This is a genomic window from Brevibacterium sediminis (genome assembly GCF_024895295.1).
GTDB classification, from domain to species: domain Bacteria; phylum Actinomycetota; class Actinomycetes; order Actinomycetales; family Brevibacteriaceae; genus Brevibacterium; species Brevibacterium sediminis.
Genome location: NZ_JAHQRN010000001.1, coordinates 692,221 through 707,322, shown reverse-complemented (window position 1 = coordinate 707,322; position 15,102 = coordinate 692,221). Strand labels below are relative to the sequence as shown.

General features: G+C 64.8%; 16 protein-coding genes and 1 tRNA gene. 11 read left to right on the top strand and 6 right to left on the bottom strand.

The features are described 5' to 3' along the window. Window positions 1-58 precede the first annotated feature (58 nt). Window positions 59-146, top strand: a tRNA-Leu gene (locus tag KTJ89_RS03300). A 245-nt stretch (window positions 147-391) separates the two neighbouring features. After that, window positions 392-1,699 carry a M20/M25/M40 family metallo-hydrolase gene (locus KTJ89_RS03295; RefSeq protein ID WP_172169545.1) on the top strand — a complete coding sequence of 436 codons (1,308 nt, stop codon included), beginning with the start codon at window positions 392-394 and terminating at the stop codon, window positions 1,697-1,699. Here the strand turns inward: KTJ89_RS03295 and KTJ89_RS03290 are convergent. Both KTJ89_RS03290 and KTJ89_RS03285 read right to left on the bottom strand, forming a co-directional pair. Continuing rightward, on the bottom strand, window positions 1,653-2,681 hold the full coding sequence (locus tag KTJ89_RS03290) for a DMT family transporter (RefSeq protein ID WP_172169542.1): 1,029 nt from the start codon (window positions 2,679-2,681) through the stop codon (window positions 1,653-1,655). The two genes, KTJ89_RS03295 and KTJ89_RS03290, sit on opposite strands and share 47 nt — an antisense overlap. A gap of 4 nt (window positions 2,682-2,685) precedes the next feature. After that, window positions 2,686-2,868: a DUF5703 family protein gene (locus KTJ89_RS03285; RefSeq protein WP_139467246.1), complete on the bottom strand. Its 183-nt coding sequence runs from the start codon at window positions 2,866-2,868 to the stop codon at window positions 2,686-2,688. 58 nt (window positions 2,869-2,926) lie between these two features. On the opposite strand from KTJ89_RS03285, the gene KTJ89_RS03280 reads away from it, so the two are divergent. Then, entirely contained in the window at window positions 2,927-3,640 is a 714-nt protein-coding gene (locus KTJ89_RS03280) for a histidine phosphatase family protein (protein WP_172169539.1), read from the top strand. A gap of 78 nt (window positions 3,641-3,718) precedes the next feature. Here the strand turns inward: KTJ89_RS03280 and KTJ89_RS03275 are convergent, their stop codons facing one another. Then, a complete protein-coding gene (locus tag KTJ89_RS03275) occupies window positions 3,719-4,555 on the bottom strand; it encodes an undecaprenyl-diphosphate phosphatase (protein ID WP_139467244.1) in 837 nt (278 codons plus the stop codon). 69 nt (window positions 4,556-4,624) lie between these two features. Between KTJ89_RS03275 and KTJ89_RS03270 the strand changes: the two genes are divergently transcribed. Continuing rightward, entirely contained in the window at window positions 4,625-5,539 is a 915-nt protein-coding gene (locus KTJ89_RS03270; protein WP_172169536.1) for an aldo/keto reductase, read from the top strand. 29 nt (window positions 5,540-5,568) lie between these two features. On the opposite strand, the gene KTJ89_RS03265 is transcribed toward KTJ89_RS03270, so the two are convergent. Next, window positions 5,569-5,829, bottom strand: a complete 261-nt coding sequence (locus tag KTJ89_RS03265) for a hypothetical protein (protein WP_025778383.1) — start codon at window positions 5,827-5,829, stop codon at window positions 5,569-5,571. Between the two features lie 57 nt (window positions 5,830-5,886). On the opposite strand from KTJ89_RS03265, the gene KTJ89_RS03260 reads away from it, so the two are divergent. Genes KTJ89_RS03260 through mshC form a run of 3 tightly spaced genes read left to right on the top strand, consistent with a single transcriptional unit; the run spans window position 5,887 to window position 8,589 of the window. After that, complete coding sequence (locus tag KTJ89_RS03260) at window positions 5,887-6,450, top strand: Rv2134c family protein (RefSeq protein ID WP_139467242.1); 564 nt, start codon at window positions 5,887-5,889, stop codon at window positions 6,448-6,450. Window positions 6,451-6,456: 6 nt separating this feature from the next. Next, window positions 6,457-7,269, top strand: a complete 813-nt coding sequence (locus KTJ89_RS03255) for an Rv2133c family protein (RefSeq protein ID WP_139467241.1) — start codon at window positions 6,457-6,459, stop codon at window positions 7,267-7,269. Window positions 7,270-7,329: 60 nt separating this feature from the next. Beyond that, window positions 7,330-8,589 carry a cysteine--1-D-myo-inosityl 2-amino-2-deoxy-alpha-D-glucopyranoside ligase gene (gene mshC / locus KTJ89_RS03250; protein WP_259356768.1) on the top strand — a complete coding sequence of 420 codons (1,260 nt, stop codon included), beginning with the start codon at window positions 7,330-7,332 and terminating at the stop codon, window positions 8,587-8,589. Window positions 8,590-8,645: 56 nt separating this feature from the next. Here mshC and KTJ89_RS03245 read toward each other — a convergent pair whose 3' ends face one another. After that, window positions 8,646-9,476 carry a proteasome assembly chaperone family protein gene (locus KTJ89_RS03245; RefSeq protein WP_259356767.1) on the bottom strand — a complete coding sequence of 277 codons (831 nt, stop codon included), beginning with the start codon at window positions 9,474-9,476 and terminating at the stop codon, window positions 8,646-8,648. A gap of 22 nt (window positions 9,477-9,498) precedes the next feature. On the opposite strand from KTJ89_RS03245, the gene KTJ89_RS03240 reads away from it, so the two are divergent. Further along, window positions 9,499-10,173 carry an HAD family hydrolase gene (locus KTJ89_RS03240; RefSeq protein ID WP_172169527.1) on the top strand — a complete coding sequence of 225 codons (675 nt, stop codon included), beginning with the start codon at window positions 9,499-9,501 and terminating at the stop codon, window positions 10,171-10,173. Between the two features lie 3 nt (window positions 10,174-10,176). Here the strand turns inward: KTJ89_RS03240 and KTJ89_RS03235 are convergent, their stop codons facing one another. Continuing rightward, window positions 10,177-10,986 (bottom strand): RecB family exonuclease, encoded by an 810-nt coding sequence (locus KTJ89_RS03235; RefSeq protein WP_172169524.1) that lies wholly within the window; start codon window positions 10,984-10,986, stop codon window positions 10,177-10,179. A gap of 127 nt (window positions 10,987-11,113) precedes the next feature. On the opposite strand from KTJ89_RS03235, the gene KTJ89_RS03230 reads away from it, so the two are divergent. The 3 genes from KTJ89_RS03230 to arc are packed head-to-tail and all read left to right on the top strand — an operon-like array spanning window position 11,114 to window position 15,042. After that, window positions 11,114-12,274: a site-2 protease family protein gene (locus KTJ89_RS03230; protein WP_139467236.1), complete on the top strand. Its 1,161-nt coding sequence runs from the start codon at window positions 11,114-11,116 to the stop codon at window positions 12,272-12,274. A 45-nt stretch (window positions 12,275-12,319) separates the two neighbouring features. Next, window positions 12,320-13,393, top strand: coding sequence for a tRNA (adenine-N1)-methyltransferase (locus KTJ89_RS03225; RefSeq protein ID WP_172169521.1), 1,074 nt, complete (start codon window positions 12,320-12,322; stop codon window positions 13,391-13,393). Beyond that, window positions 13,390-15,042 (top strand): proteasome ATPase, encoded by a 1,653-nt coding sequence (gene arc / locus KTJ89_RS03220; protein ID WP_259356766.1) that lies wholly within the window; start codon window positions 13,390-13,392, stop codon window positions 15,040-15,042. The genes KTJ89_RS03225 and arc overlap by 4 nt, the downstream gene beginning before the upstream one ends. Window positions 15,043-15,102: the final 60 nt, after the last annotated feature.

The following is a 15,102-nucleotide window of genomic DNA, read 5'->3' as shown; positions in this document are numbered from 1 at the left end:
AAAGCCGATTTCGATTTTGCGACACCGTTTCGCGCATGTAGAGTTATCTCTGTTGCCAGCGCGAGTGGCGGAATTGGTAGACGCGCTAGCTTGAGGTGCTAGTGCCCAACTTATCGGGCGTGGGGGTTCAAGTCCCCCTTCGCGCACAACGAGGAGATGGCCTCCGGATTTCGATCCGGAGGCCATTTTCGTATTCGCTTCCGGGCCATCAACGGCAGCTTCTGCGGGTTCAAAGATCATCCGCCCCGATCACGATCACCACGGATGAACTTCTGACCCGCTGATACACGCCCGATCGTCTGTGAGCCGGGCTCGCGGGTGGGATACGGTGGTGACTGTCAGGCCGATCACAGCACTGCCGCGTGATCGAACCACCATCGAGGGGAGTCCCGTGTTTGATTTCAGCACCGCAGAGGACGAAGTCACCGAACTGTGCCGTCAGCTCATCCGCATCGACACACAGAACTGGGGCGGGAACAAAGCCAACCCGGAGCTGCCGGCCGCCGAACTCATCGCGTCCTGGCTCTCCGAGGTTGACCTGAAGTCCGAAATCGTCGAATCCTCCCCGGGCCGGGCCAATCTCGTCGCTCGTGTGAAGGGCTCCGAGCCGGAGGCTCCGGCACTCGTCGTCCACGGCCACACCGACGTCGTTCCGGCGGCCGCGGAGGACTGGAGCGTCGACCCCTTCGAAGGAGTCGTCAAAGACGGTCTGCTGTGGGGCCGCGGAGCGGTGGACATGAAGAACATGGACGCGATGATCGTCGCGTCCGTCCGTGCCATGCTCCGTCAGGGACTCACTCCGCGTCGGGACCTCGTGATCGCGTTCTTCGCCGACGAGGAGGCCGGAGGAAACTACGGTGCCCGCCATATGGTGCGCAACCGTCCCGAGCTGTTCTCGGGAGCCACCGAGGCGATCTCGGAGGTCGGCGGCTACTCCGTCGACGTCCGCGGCCAGCGGATCTACCTCATCCAGACGGCAGAGAAGGGGCTGGCCTGGCTCAACCTCGTCGCTCACGGCACCGCCGGACACGGATCTCAGCGAAACGACGACAACCCCGTCACGCGGCTCGCCGCCGCGATCACCCGGATCGGCAACCACCCGTGGCCGCAGGAGATCCCCCTGGCCACAAGGAAGCTCCTCGAAGGCGTCTCGGAGCTCACGGGAATCGAGTTCACGGCAGAGACGATTCCGCAGCTGCTCGCCGAGCTGGGTTCGGTCGAGAAGTTCGTGGCACCGACCCTGCAGAACACCTCCAACCCGTCGTTCCTCGAAGCCGGATACAAACACAACGTCATTCCCGGCACCGCGACCGCCTACGTCGACTGTCGCACTCTGCCGGGACAGCACGAGGACGTCATGCTCAAGATCAAGGAACTCGCGGGGGAGGGGATCGACATCACCGCCGAGGACGAAGGCGAGGCGCTCGAGTCGCCGTTCGACACTCCGCTGGTCGCGCAGATGCAGAAGAGCCTGCTCGCCGACGACCCGAGCGCGAACGTCCTGCCCTATACGCTCTCCGGAGGCACGGACAACAAGTCGATGGCCGAGCTCGGAATCACCGGCTACGGCTTCGCTCCGCTCCAGCTGACCGGCGACCTCGACTTCCCGGCCATGTTCCACGGCGTCGACGAGAGGGTGCCGATCTCGGCGCTCAAGTTCGGGACGCGGGTCCTCGGCGACTTCCTGATGAAGGCCTGACCGCTGATTTGGGCCTGACCGCTGAAGTTGAAGGCCCGACCGGCACCGGCAGAATCGTCACGACGATACCGATGAGCACTCCGATGGCGCTGAGCACCGTGGTCAGCGTGACATCGGAGCCGGGAATCGGCAGCAGCACATCGAGGGCCAATGCCCCGACGAGGTTGCCGAAGAGCGCGAACAGGCTGAGCAGCAGCACACCCAGCCTGGCTACGGTGACCGTCGTCAGGGCGATGAAGACCACCCCGAAGGCCCCGCCGAGGAGGATCCACCACTGATCCGGCGCGGTCGGGAATTCGCGCCAGGGATGTCCGGTCATGAGCAGGACGAATGTGCCGACGACGAGTGCTGCGAAGCCGACCGTGAAGTTCACCGTCGTCGCGACCACCGCCGATTCGGTGGCAGCCCGGATATGGCCGTTGGACGCCTGCTGCACACTCGTCAGTGCCCCGGAGACGAGCGGGAGCAGGGGAGTCCACAGCGGAATCCCCGACTGCAGGCGGTCACCTGCGGCGAAGGCCAGGGAAGCGAGGACGATGACCACGCCGAGGATGCGCAGGACGCTCAGACGCTGACGGCCGCCCGGCGGCAGCTCGGTGGCATCGACGATGAGCCCACCGGTGACCTGGCCGGAGACGAACGCCATCGTGAACATGGCCACGCCGATCCGCGGAATGGTCGTGGCCTGTGCGATGACGACGAGGCAGCCGCTCAAGCCCCCGAGGAGCATCCACCAGGGCAGCGTACGATCCCGCAGCAGCACGATGAGACGTCGGCCGGCAGCACGGGATCGGGCCGAGACTGCCAAGGCGATGCCGACACAGAGGAGGCCGACGAAGAATGAGACGAGCCCGGCGAAGACGGCATGTCCGAGCACCTGCCCGAGCAGACCGTTCGCTCGTCCCTGCAGGGACATCGCCGCTCCTGCAGTGATCGTGACGAGGCCGGCAGTGAGAACAGGAACGAGGGAAGGCGATCTCACACCATCAGCTGCTCATCGTCAACGGCATGATCTTCCGGCGCAGCCACACGGTGCGGACTCCGCCGACCGATATGCGGGTGCGGGCGAGCTCCCATTGGCCGTATTCCGCCTGGTCGTTGAGTTCCTGCAGGCTGACCGACCGCGGCACATCACGAGAGAACGAGACCTTGCGGAACTCGTATGTCATACGTGGACGCTGACGTTTCATAGCCTCACCCTAGACGATCTGGGCTAATCTTGAGGGTATGCCCGTCATCGTTCTGCTGCGGCACGGCCTCTCCAGCGCCAACGTCTCCGGAATCCTGGCCGGACGCGCACCCGGCGTGTCCCTCACCGATGAGGGAACCCGGGCACTGCGGGCCAACCTCGAACTGCTGCCGCATCGGCACTTCACCCAGCTGCTGCATTCGCCCCTGCAGCGCTGCGAACAGACCGCATCGATCGCAGCCGAAACAGCTGACTTCGATCGCATCGACGTCGACGAGGCCGTCATCGAGCTCGACTACGGCGAATGGACGGGCCGGCCACTCAAGGAACTGGGCGAGGAGCCCCTGTGGGCGACCGTAGTGAAGTCGGCGTCGCAGGCCAGGTTCCCCGGAGGGGAATCCATCACCGAGGCGGCCGATCGTTCCACAGCCCGCGTCCGTGATCTCGTGGCCCGGCTGCGTGAGGAGGAACGTGCCGATGCCGAATCCCGGGCCGATGCAGTGCCCACGGACGGTACCGAGAAATCGGCTCCGCCTCGGTGGGCGATGATCGTCTCCCATGGAGACATCATCAAGGCGATCATCGCCGACGCCCTGGGGATGCCGCTGGATGATTTCCAACGGCTGAGCGTCGCTCCCGGTTCGTTCACGGTCATCGACTTCTCCGGTGACCAGCCGGTGCTCGCGGCGATGTCGGTGACCGCCGCCGGACTCGCCCAATCGGCCGCCGTCGGCGGCGGCGGAATGCGCTGATCCCGGCACTCGTAAGTGAATGCCGGGATCAGATGATGCTGGAGTGTCGGACGACAGCCCAAAATGAAATGTGCGGACTCAGACTGCTGCGAGGACTCCGGTGCCGAGCAGGATGTAGAGGACGATGCCCAGGGCGACGCGGTACCAGACGAAGATGGCGAAGGACTTCGTCTCCACGTACTTGAGGAACCAGTGGATGACGACGAGACCGAGAGCGAATGAAATCACTGTGGCGAGGATCGTCGGTCCCCAGCCGAGAACCATGGCTTCACTCCGACCGAGCGTCTGCGCCACACCGTAGAGACCGGAACCGACGACGGCGGGAATGGCGAGCAGGAACGAGTAGCGAGCCGCTGCTGGACGATCGAAGCCCATGAAACGGCCGGCCATGATCGTGCCGCCCGAGCGTGACACGCCGGGAATGACGGCGAGCGCCTGCGCGAAGCCGAACAGGATGCCCTGACCCCAGTTCATGTCCTCGAGGGTGCGTTCGCGTTTCCCGGCCCAGTCGGCGATGCCGATGATGAGACCGAAGACGATGAGCATCGTCGCGGTGATCCAGAGGCTGCGCAGTGCACCCTCGATGTAGTCCTGGAAGAGCAGGCCGATGATGACGATGGGAATCGAACCGACGATGATGAGCCAACCCAGGCGCACCTCGGGGTCCCTGCGATCATGCTTGCCGACGAGTGCCTTGCACCATTTGGAGATGATTGTGACGATATCGCGCCAGAAGTAGACGACGACGGCCGCCTCGGTGCCGATCTGGATGATGGCGGTGAAGAACGCGCCCGGATCCGAACCGGGAAGCATAAGTTCGCCGACGATGCGCACATGCGCCGAGGAGGAGATCGGGAGGAACTCGGTGAGTGCCTGCACGATTCCGAGCACGGCAGCGACCAGCCAGTCGTACATACGACTCCTTGAGAATATGAGGTGGGAACGAAACCACGGTAGTCGCAGCATCGGGTAACCTCAAGAAGCATGAAGCACCAACGCCTCGGCACTACCGGTCTGGACGTCAGCGATGTGGGTCTCGGAACCTTCGAGTGGGGGCATCGGGTCGATGACCAGGTCGCCCAGCGCCTCGTCGATGAGTACAAAGACGCAGGTGGCAACCTCATCGAGCTGCCCAGCTCGGCTACGATCTCCGCCGAGGTGCTCGGACGGCTGAGACTTCCCGAAGAGATTCTGCTGCTGGCCCGGGTGGGCGTGTCCATCAGTGAACCCGGCCACATCGAGGCCGGACTCGGGCGCTCGAGAATCCTCAGCCAAGTCGATTCCCTGCTGCGCACAGTCGGTCGCGACCACCTCGACGTGCTCGTCCTCGACGTCTTCGATGCCGAGGTCGACCGTGCCGAGACCGCATCGGCGGTCGAGACCCTGCTCACTCTCGGGAAGATCCGCTACGTGGGCGTGTCCCACCACACCGGTTGGCAGCTGGCGGAGATGCGCGGGGCCGGGATTCCGGTCGCGTGTGTCGTCGCAGAATACTCGCTGCTCAACCGCGAGGCCGAGGCAGAGCTCGTTCCGGCCGCCGACTATGCGGGAGTCTCACTCATCGCCGGAGCGGGACTGGGGCGCGGAGTGCTCACCGACAAGTACCGGAACGCGACTCCCCAGGATTCGCGGTTGGCGGGGGAGCTGAGCGAATACGCCGGTGCCTACCTCGACGAGCGGTCGAACCGTGTGCTTGCCGGCGTCCGTCGTGCCGCGACCGCTCTGGGCGTGTCGACATTGGACATCGCCCTGGCGTTCAACCGACAGCACGGTATCGCGAGCACTCTGGTCTCGCCGCGCACTTCGGCACAGCTGGCCGAGGTCACCGCCAGCGAGGTCGAACTGGCGGATGAGATCGCCGAAGTGCTCGACCAGATCTCCTGGGGTCCGTCGGACTAGAGCGGCAGGTCCGACGCTCTGTCAGGCCCTCAGTCGTCCTCGTCGTCATCGTCGAGGAGGAACTCGTCATCGTCCTTGGCATCCTCGACGTCATCGAAGAGTTCGAATGGAGTGACTTCGTCGAACGCGGTGTAGATCGCGTCTTCGTAGATTTCGAAGGCATCGGCCAAAGCCATATAAGCGGCTTCGACTCGGGGGTCTTGGTCACCATTGCGGTGCGCGGATGCAGCGTAGTGCTCTCTCACTGCTTCGAGGAATGCGTCCAGGGCCTCACGAGGATCAGTGCTCATGACTCAAATGTATCCCAGGCCGGACCGTCATGTAAGTCTTTGAACTAGGCTGAAGACATGGCAGCTCTGTACGACCACCCCACACCCGATCGTTTCGTCGTCGGCACAATCGGACTCCCCGGTGAGAGGACGTTCCTCCTCCAGGCGAAGTCCGGCAACGCGCTGACGACCGTGGTCGTCGAGAAGGAGCAGGTCGAGATCCTCTCCGACCGGATCACCGAACTGCTCGATATGGTGATGATCAAGGATCCGGCCGCGCGGGTGCCGCAGACGGCGCTCGACGATCTCATCGACAACGCCGGGCTCAACGTGCCCATCGAACCGGAGTTCCGCGTCGGCACGATGAGCCTGGGCTGGGACACCGTCAAGCACGAACTCGTCATCGAATGCTTCGAACTCACCGAGGCGGACGCCCAGGCCGGAACCTCCGCTGACCCCGATGACGACGAAGTCGAACGCGAAGTCCTGCGCATCGTCCTCGGCGCCGCCGCCGCCCGAGAATTCGCCCGCCGCGGAGAACAGGTCGTCAGCGCCGGACGCGGAGACTGCCCGTTCTGCTCCCTCCCGCTCGAACCCGATGGCCATCTGTGTCCCCGGGCCAACGGGATCCCGCGCGCCTGAACCGTGATGGACCACGGGATTCTCCTCGACGCACTGGCTGCGGGGGAGTGGACGGAGATGGGATCGATCCCACGCGCCAGCAACGACACCCGACTGCTCGTGCTCGAACACGAGGGCCGGGCGATCAAGGCCGTCTACAAACCCATCTCGGGCGAACGGCCCCTGCACGATTTCCCGGCACAGACACTGGCCCTGCGCGAGGTGGCGGCGTATCGACTCTCCGCCGCACTCGACCTGGGGGTCGTTCCGCCGACGGTTCTGCGCGATGATCTGCCCGCCGGCCGCGGATCCCTGCAGGCCTACGTCGAAGCCTCCGACGATGACGAAGCCGTGACCCTGTCGACGGTCAACGCGATCCCCGTCGATCACACACCGATCTTCGCTCTGCGCACCGAGGACGGACGCGACCTCGTACTCTCCCATTCCGTCGACGAGAGCCTGCGTTCCATTGCCTTCTTCGACCTGCTCGCGAACAACGCCGACCGCAAAGCCGGTCATGTCATCACCGGCAGCTGCCTGCCGAGCACCGCCGCGGCCGACATCGGCGTCTTCGGCATCGACAACGGACTGACCTTCCACAATGAGGAGAAGCTGCGCACCGTTCTGTGGGGTTTCTCTCGCACCTCGTTCTGCGCCGAAGAGATCGATGCGCTTCAGGAAGTCACCGCCATGGACGAGAGGCTGCGGACGCAGCTGAGCGACTGCCTGTCGGCAGACGAGATCGAGGCTCTGAAAGACAGGGCCGACCGGCTTCTCGCCGCCGAGTTCTTCCCCGACGCACCGGACGATCGAACCGCAATTCCCTGGCCGCCGATCTGAAACCGGCATCACTTTGCTTCGGAAGTGCCGAACGCCTGCCTCTCGGTTAGGCTGGGTGCCGTGAAGTCATGGCCCGAACCTCAACTGCCCCGTCTGACCAGCACCGGCAAGGTGCCTACGGTTTTTGATACGAGCACACGCAGCCCGCGCAGGCTGCGCGGATCCAAGCAGACCGCTCGACTCTACGTCTGCGGCATCACCCCCTACGATGCGACGCACCTCGGGCACGCCTCCACCTATGTGGCCTTCGACCTGCTCAACCGGATCTGGCGTGATGCGGGACTCGAGGTCGAGTACGCACAGAACACCACTGACGTCGACGATCCGCTGCTGGAGAGGGCCGACGCCACGGGAGTCGACTGGCGCGAACTCGCCTCGTCGCAGATCGATCTCTTCCGAGAGGATATGGAAGCCCTGCGGGTGATCCCGCCGGCGAACTTCATCGGCGTCGTCGAATCCGTCGACGAGATCGCCGCCGGCGTCCGCGATCTCGTGGACAAGGGGGCCGCCTACACTCTCGACAGCGGTGACGTCTACTACCGTGTGTCGACGCAGATCACCCCACCGTTCGGCACAGTCAGCCATGACGACGCCGAGACCATGGCAGCGCTCTCGGCCGAACGCGGCGGTGACCCCGAGACTCCGGGCAAGGAGAATCCCATCGATCCGCTGCTGTGGCGGGCCGAACGCGAAGGCGAACCGTCCTGGGACGGAGGCACACTGGGCCAGGGACGACCGGGCTGGCATGTCGAATGCACTGTCATCGCCGATCGGTATCTCGGCTTCCCCGTCGACGTGCAGGGAGGCGGCAGCGACCTCATCTTCCCTCACCATGAGATGAGTGCCGCCCATGCTGCTGCCTGGCGGGACACACCCATGGCGAAGACCTATATGCACACCGGAATGGTGGGCCTCGACGGCGAGAAGATGAGCAAGTCCAAGGGCAACCTCGTCCTCGTCTCGAAGCTGCGCGAGCGCGGAGTCGACCCCATGGCCATTCGCACCGTGATCCTGTCCAACCACTACCGCAGCGACTGGAGCTTCACCGAGGAGCAGCTGTCCATCGCCGAAGCACGTCTGCAGGCATGGAAGCATGCGGCCAAATGCGAATCAGAATGTCGCCAGGGTCTGCGCGAGCACATCATCGGCCTGCTGCGCGAAGCACTCACCGATGACCTCGACAGCCCGCGGGCTCTGGGGATCCTCGACGAATGGGCCGAACACTACGCGGACTCCGAACCCTCGGAGACGGCAGCTATCACCGGCGACCGAGTCGCCGACGCCGTCGACGCCCTGCTTGGCATCCGCCTGCTCGACTGACATCGCAGGACCGATGTCGACCGGCGCTCACCGCCTGACCTCCGGGAGTCGGTGATTCACTTATCGCGGCCGCGTTTGCGCAGATAGCGTTCGAACTCGGCCGCGATGGCATCCCCGCTGGCTTCGGGCAGCTCCGTCGAATCGTTCTGCTTCTCCAGTGCTTGGACGAGTTCTGCCAGCCGCGGGTTGAAGGAGACGAGTTCGTCGGCGCCGAGCTCCCATGCCCGACTCTCCTCTTCGAGCACGTGGATGTCGATTTCGATGCCGGCATAGCGTTCGACGGCCTTCGCCAACGCGAGTTCGGCTTTCGGCGACGGCGACTCGGCCAGATAGTCCGGCACTCCCACCCACAGGTTGACGGCGCGGACCCCGCGCCACCGGCAGGCGACGCCGAGGAGACCGAGAATGCCGATGGGACCCTCATAGCCGTTGGCGTCGATGCCGAGCTCGGACGCAAGCTCTGCGTCCTCCGTGTTGGCCACCACCGGCAGCGGACGCGTATGCGGAACCTCGGCATGGAGACCGCCGAGGAGGATGACGGTATCGTCGTCACCGACGTGAGCGAGGACGAGGGAGAGGAACTCCCGCCATTTCAATCCCGGTTCGTGACCGTGGATGACCGTGATCGGCTGCTCGCCGAGGAGACCACGATGGACCGCGACACCCGGCCAAGCGATCGACGCCGTCCCGTCCTCGTCGCGGATGATCTCGGGTTCGGAGAAGCGGAATTCGTAGAACCCATCGGTGTCGAGGATCTCGGAGTCGTCCAGGTGCCAGACCTCGATGAGATCCTTGACCAGTGAGCTCGCCGCTTCGGAAGCATCGGCATCCTGACCTTCGAAGGCGATGAAGACGAGTGCCCCGGACCCGGATGGAAGAATACTCATGGTTCCAGACTACGCTGGGCGTATGACGAACCATGCATCAGCCGACCCTGCCGCCGTCCTGTGGGACATGGACGGAACCCTCGTCGACACCGAGCCGTATTGGATCCGCGCCGAGACCGAACTCATGAACGCCCACGGGCTGTCCTGGTCGGAAGAGCAGGGGCTCGAATTCGTCGGCAACGAGCTCATCGTCTCCGCCCGGATGATGCGTGAGGCCGGCCTCGATCTGCCCGCTGAGGAGATCGTCGAGACCCTGATGGGCAACGTCATCGGACAGATCCGCGAATCCGTGCCCTTCCGGCCCGGTGCGCTGGAGCTGCTGGCCGAGCTCAAGGCCGAAGGCATTCCGAACGTCATGGTCACGATGTCGTACCGGCCGCTGGCCGAGGCGGTCATCGCCAATTGTCCGCCCGACAGCTTCGCCGGTCTCGTCGCCGGCGATGAGGTGACCGCCGGCAAACCGGATCCGGAGCCCTATCTGCGAGGGGCTGCGCTGCTCGACCTCGACCCGGCCGACTGTGTGGCACTGGAGGATTCGAAACCGGGCCTGGCCAGTGCCGAGGCGGCCGGCACCATTGCGATCGGAATCCCGCATTTCATCGACCTCGAACCTCGTCCGGGGCGGATCCTGTGGAACAGTCTCGAAGGCCACAGCGTCGCCGACCTGCGACGACTCCGTGCGCAGCAGAGCGCCTGAGCTCTACGCTCCCACGATCTTCGTGATCTCCGGGGTCGGGGGAGCGGTGTTGCCCCACGCCGGGCACAGCGGCTTGAAGGTGCACCAGTTGCACAGCGGTGACTTCTTCGGCCGCCACCGGTCCGACTCGGCCGAGGCGATGATGTCCTTCCAGACGGCATCGATCTCGAATTGGGTCTGTTCGACCTCCGCCATCGTCGGATGAGACTTCAGTACGCTGCGCGAACCCAGGTACATCAGCTGCAGAGTGTGGACGAGCTCGCCCGAGAGTCGGTAGACGACGAGAGCGTAGAAGCCCATCTGGAACTTGGCTTCTCGTCCGTACTGAGGTTTCGGCTGCTTGCCCGTCTTGTAGTCGACGAGGCGCCGCTCCCCACCCGGGGCGACGTCGACGCGGTCGATGAACCCGCGCAGCTCGAGACCGCTGTCCAGTGTGGTGCGGACGAACTTCTCCGTCTCCTCCGGTTCGAGATGCTCGGGATATTCGAGCACGAAGTAGGAATCGATGAGCCGACGCGCAGATGTGAAGAACGTCTCCTTCTCCGATTCGCCCTCGAAGATCTCGAGCACATCCGGGTCCTTCTCGACGAGCTCGTCCCACGCCGGTATGAGCATCGTCTGCGCGAGCTCCGCCGTGCGCTCGGCCGCCGGTGCGGTGAACAGCTTCTCGAGCACCGCATGGACCACCGTGCCGCGGAATGCCGCCTGCGAAGGCGGTTCCGGCAGCTTGTCGATGCTGCGGAAGCGGAACTTCAGAGGACATTGGATGAAGTCATTGGCCCGGGAGGGCGACAAACTGGTGAGCTCGGCCATAACTCCACTGTAACGACCTGCACGGACACGACGTGGCGACCAGCGATGAGTGCGTCGTCGCTGTTAGGCTGAGTAACCGACCCTCAGTGGTCCGCTGACCACGACATCGACCGGAGGAACCCCTTCAATGGCCGCGAAAAACCACCACCCCGGTGCGTCATCGGGTCTGCGCCTGGGCACTGTCCTCGGCGCTCCGGTGATTCTGGCGTGGTCGTGGTTCCTCGCCGCCATCGTGATCACCATCCTCTTCACCCCGTGGCTCAACCAGGTCCGACCGGATCTCGGCATCGGGGCCTGGTTCGTCGCCTTCGCCTATGCTGTCCTCCTGTTCGCCTCCGTGTTCCTCCACGAACTCGCGCACGGCGTCGCCGGCCAGTTCTACGGACAGAAGGTCGCCGCGATCGAGCTGAACATCTGGGGCGGGTTCACCCGCTTCGAGCCCCAGATGGACAACCCGCGCGACAAAGCGGCGATGACGAGCTTCGTCATCTCCATCGTCGGCCCCATCGTCAACATCGTTCTCGCCCTGCTGGGATGGTGGTGTCTCAGCGCCGCCAGCCCCACCTCGGTGCCGTGGCTGCTGCTCATCGCCGTCACCTTCGCCAACGTCGCCCTCGGTGCGATCAACCTGCTGCCGGGCATTCCGCTCGACGGCGGCTGGGCGCTGCAGGCGATCATGTGGCGCATCACCGGTTCGCAGTTCCTCGGCACGATCGTGGCCAGCTGGGTCGGCCGGATCATCGCCGTCGGCTTCATCGGCTGGTCGGTCATCACCCCGCTGCTCCGCGGTGATCGGCCGGAACCGCTAACCGTCGCCTGGATGTCGCTCATCGCGATCATGCTGTGGTTCTCCGCAGGAGATGCCGCCACCCACGCCAAACGGGCCCGGAAGATGGAGACCTACGACCTCTCCCAGGTCATCCAGCCCGCGATCGCCGCCACATGGGATGCCGATCTGGCCGACACCCTCGACTATGCGAACACGCTCGGGAACGCGAAGGAACGCACCCTCATCGTCGTCCTCGACCAGAAGGGGCTGCCGTACGGTCTCGTCGACCGGCACGCCGCAGCCGGTCGCCTCGCCGAAACCCTCGAAGCGGTTCCCGCCGGCGAGGTCGCCCGCCCTCTGGCCGGGTGGATCGGAGTGCCGAAGGACATCACGGCCCCGCACCTGCTCGAATCGCTCACCCACCGCCCCAAGGCGCAGTTCAGCCTGGTCATGGACGGCAACACCCTGGTCGGAGTCATCGACCTGCAGGAATTCTTCGACGAACTCCTGGCAGCCTGAGCCGGTTGTGTGAGGCAATCCTCACCAGCGTAGAGTGGACTCATCATGACTCAGCCACTGCATTCCCGGCCCCCGCGCGTTCTGAGCCGCGGAGAGAAGGTCCAGCTCACCGACCCCAAGGGGCGGATGCACACCTTCGTGCTCGCCCCGGGTGAGCACTTCCACACGAACAAGGGCCTCATCAGCCACGACGACATCATCGGGCGCACAGAAGGAATCATCGTCGCGAACACCGGGGGAGTCGACTTCCAGGTCTTCCGCCCGCGATACGAGGACTTCGTGCTCTCCATGCCCCGCGGCGCCGCAGTCGTCTACCCGAAGGATTCGGGACTCATCGTCACCCTCGGCGATATCTTCCCCGGCGCCACCGTCGTCGAAGCCGGCGTCGGATCCGGAGCCCTGTCGATGGCGCTGCTGCGCGCCGTGGGCGCGACGGGATCCGTGCACTCGTTCGAACTGCGTGAGGAATTCGCCACGATCGCGGCCGGAAACATCGCCGACTTCTTCGACGGCGAACCGGACAACTGGTCCGTCACCGTGGGCGACCTTGCCGAAACTCTGCCGCAGACCTTCGGGCCCGGCAGCGTCGACCGCGTCGTCCTCGACATGCTCACCCCCTGGAACACGCTCGAGGCCGTCAGCGAAGCCCTGACACCCGGTGGAATCGTCATCGCGTATGTCGCCACCGTCCCGCAGCTCTCACGCTTCGTCGAAGCCCTGCGCGCTTCCGGCAAGTTCGCCGAACCCGAGTCCATGGAGGCCATGGTCCGCGGCTGGCACGTCGACGGACTCGCCGTCCGGCCCGACCACCGGATGATCGCCCACACCGGGTTCCTCATCATGGCCCGCCGAATGGCCGACGGCATCAGTCCGTTGGAGAAGAAGAAACGCCCCCAGGGAGCCACCGCGGCCGCCGAGGATGTGGCGGCGTGGACGGAGCCCGAAGTCACCGAGGCGGCGATCGGCACCCGCACCGCGCACGGCAAGAAGCTGCGCCGGGTGATGCGAGATGCCGGCAGACGCCTGCGCACCGAGCCCGAGGACTCCGCAGATGCGCAGCCCACAGATGTCACAGACAGCCCGACCAGCAACAGCACAGGGCCGAAGGAGGATCGATGACAGAGACCACGACCGAGGTGAAGAAGCTGCGCGAGGACACCGCGTCCCTGCGCCAGCAGCTCTACACAGCGGGCAAACGCAATGAAGCACTGTCGAAGACTCTGCGCACGGCCCGTGATGAGCTGAACCGGATCAAGGAAGAGGCTCGGCGCCTGACCGAGCCGCCGAACAACTGGGGCACGCTCATCGCGCTCGGCGAGAACGCAGTGACGGCCGATGTCATCGTCGGCGGACGACGCATGCGCGTGGCCGTCGCCCCCGAAATCGAACCCGAGACGCTGCGAGCCGGAGCCGATGTGCTCCTGTCCGAAGGCCTCGTCATCATCGGCACCGGCGAGTTCCCACCCGTGGGATCGGTCGTCAACGTCCGTGAGTTCGTCGACTCCCAGCGCATCCTCGTCGGAGCTCCCGGCGATGACGAGCAGGTCTTCACCCTCGCCGCCGGCCTCGTCGACGCAGGACTGCGCGTCGGCGATGCCGTCATCGTCGACACCCGGACCCATTACGCGCTGCAGGTCGTCGAGAAGCCCGAGGTCTCCTCGCTGCTGCTCGAAGAAGTCCCCGACATCACCTACCAGGACATCGGCGGACTGGCCGACCAGATCGAACAGATCAAGGATGCCGTCGAACTGCCCTTCGAACATCCCGAGCTCTACACCGAACACGGACTCAAACCGCCCAAGGGCATCCTGCTCTACGGCCCTCCCGGCTGCGGAAAGACGCTCATCGCGAAGGCCGTGGCGAACTCCCTGGCCGACCGCACCGGCAAGGTCCGCACGAGCAAGACCTACTTCCTCAACATCAAAGGTCCGGAGCTGCTCGACAAGTACGTCGGCGAAACCGAACGTCAGCTGCGCCTGATCTTCGCCCGGGCACGCGAGAAGGCTTCGGCAGGATTCCCCGTCGTGGTGTTCTTCGACGAGATGGAATCACTGTTCCGCACCCGCGGCACCGGCAAGTCATCGGACGTGGAGACGACGATCGTGCCGCAGCTGCTCACCGAGATCGACGGAGTCGAACAGCTCGACAACGTCATCGTCATCGGCGCGTCGAACCGTGAAGACCTCATCGACCCCGCGATCCTGCGCCCCGGCCGACTCGATGTGAAGATCCGCATCGAACGCCCCGACGCCGAAGCGGCCCGAGACATCTTCGAGAAGTACCTCACCGCGGAGCTGCCCCTGCACTCGAGCGTGCTCGCCGGTCACGACACCCCCGGCGAGGCGGTCTCGGCACTCATCGACAGCTGTGTCGAAAGGATGTTCGCAGAGACTCCGGAGAACGAATTCGTCGAGGTCAGCTACGCCGACGGGTCGAAGGAAATCCTCCACTTCTCGGCCTTCGCCTCCGGCGCGATGATCCACAACATCGTCGACCGTGCGAAGAAGGCGGCAATCAAATCGCTGCTCGACACCGGCGAACGCGGCCTGCGCCCCGGCCACTTCGAGGATGCGATCGCCGAAGAGTTCAGCGAACACGAAGACCTGCCGAACACGACGAACCCCGACGAATGGGCACGGATCTCCGGGCGCAAGGGCGAACGGGTCACTCATCTGCGGATGATGCACCTCGACACGACCAGGGGAGCCCCGACCGTGCCGTACGAGACCGACATCGCCGAGGTGCGGCCCAACTCCGACCTCGTCTGAGAAGGGTCCGGTAAGAACGACGAGCCCGCCGCTTCCGTCAGCTGACGGAAGCGGCGGGCT

What these genes read in the sequence shown, in the direction of transcription:
- KTJ89_RS03235 (WP_172169524.1), bottom strand. Translation starts at nt 10,986, where the DNA reads ATGGCCGAGCTCACCAGTTTGTCGCCCTCCCGGGCCAATGACTTCATC.
- KTJ89_RS03225 (WP_172169521.1), top strand. Translation starts at nt 12,320, where the DNA reads ATGACTCAGCCACTGCATTCCCGGCCCCCGCGCGTTCTGAGCCGCGGA.
- KTJ89_RS03275 (WP_139467244.1), bottom strand. Translation starts at nt 4,555, where the DNA reads ATGTACGACTGGCTGGTCGCTGCCGTGCTCGGAATCGTGCAGGCACTC.
- arc (WP_259356766.1), top strand. Translation starts at nt 13,390, where the DNA reads ATGACAGAGACCACGACCGAGGTGAAGAAGCTGCGCGAGGACACCGCG.
- KTJ89_RS03280 (WP_172169539.1), top strand. Translation starts at nt 2,927, where the DNA reads ATGCCCGTCATCGTTCTGCTGCGGCACGGCCTCTCCAGCGCCAACGTC.
- KTJ89_RS03270 (WP_172169536.1), top strand. Translation starts at nt 4,625, where the DNA reads ATGAAGCACCAACGCCTCGGCACTACCGGTCTGGACGTCAGCGATGTG.
- KTJ89_RS03265 (WP_025778383.1), bottom strand. Translation starts at nt 5,829, where the DNA reads ATGAGCACTGATCCTCGTGAGGCCCTGGACGCATTCCTCGAAGCAGTG.
- KTJ89_RS03230 (WP_139467236.1), top strand. Translation starts at nt 11,114, where the DNA reads ATGGCCGCGAAAAACCACCACCCCGGTGCGTCATCGGGTCTGCGCCTG.
- KTJ89_RS03240 (WP_172169527.1), top strand. Translation starts at nt 9,499, where the DNA reads ATGACGAACCATGCATCAGCCGACCCTGCCGCCGTCCTGTGGGACATG.
- KTJ89_RS03245 (WP_259356767.1), bottom strand. Translation starts at nt 9,476, where the DNA reads ATGAGTATTCTTCCATCCGGGTCCGGGGCACTCGTCTTCATCGCCTTC.
- KTJ89_RS03260 (WP_139467242.1), top strand. Translation starts at nt 5,887, where the DNA reads ATGGCAGCTCTGTACGACCACCCCACACCCGATCGTTTCGTCGTCGGC.
- KTJ89_RS03255 (WP_139467241.1), top strand. Translation starts at nt 6,457, where the DNA reads ATGGACCACGGGATTCTCCTCGACGCACTGGCTGCGGGGGAGTGGACG.
- KTJ89_RS03285 (WP_139467246.1), bottom strand. Translation starts at nt 2,868, where the DNA reads ATGACATACGAGTTCCGCAAGGTCTCGTTCTCTCGTGATGTGCCGCGG.